Source organism: Candidatus Weimeria sp. HCP3S3_B5 (assembly GCF_052064335.1).
In the GTDB taxonomy this organism is placed as follows: Bacteria; Bacillota; Clostridia; order Lachnospirales; family Lachnospiraceae; genus Weimeria.
In genome coordinates, this window is the sequence record NZ_JBQHVU010000072.1 from 1 (window position 1) to 602 (window position 602).

A 602-nucleotide genomic window follows, 5' to 3' on the forward strand; every position below is an offset into this window, starting at 1 on the left:
TGATTCTCTGGCGCTAGCGATAGCGCCTCTTGCTTAAAAAGCATTTGTGTTCTTTCCAGATTTTCATCTGGAAGACCTCTTTGGTTTTTCTCGGATGTCTTTGCATTTCTTTATAGAAATACTAAACATTGCATTAGATATTTGATTGTCTACGAGCTGAGTCATCAGACTGAAGCACTTCGCCAAAAAGCTTGCTTCCATAAGAAGCAACTTCAGACTGATGATTGAGCGATAGCTCTCATGAGCAACGCTTTGCGTTGCGAATGACCTCAGCTCGATTTACAAAAAATCTAAGATTCTGTATGAAGTTTTCAAGGTACTTATCTGACTGACTTTGTCAGTCATCAGGGCCTTCAGTCTCCTGACTGTCCTGATCACCAACAATGGCAATCGCTGCATGGCAGCTATATACTCATCAGATCCGGGTTCCTAAACACTAATCTCTAGCACCCAAGCCCTAAACCTTATTTTTTAATTAATTCCGGCATCCACCTGCTCTTCCATGCCGTTACCAGCATAGTACCATCGGCCGTCTGTGTCTTAACCATCGTGTTCGGGATGTATAACGGGTGTTCCCCACAGACGCATCGACACCGGAAATT

The 602-nt window shown here is 43.5% G+C and carries 1 rRNA gene; it reads right to left on the reverse strand.

The features are described 5' to 3' along the window. Positions 1-479: 479 nt before the first annotated feature. Positions 480-598 (reverse strand): 5S ribosomal RNA (gene rrf / locus ACTNCK_RS11770). Positions 599-602 lie beyond the last annotated feature (4 nt).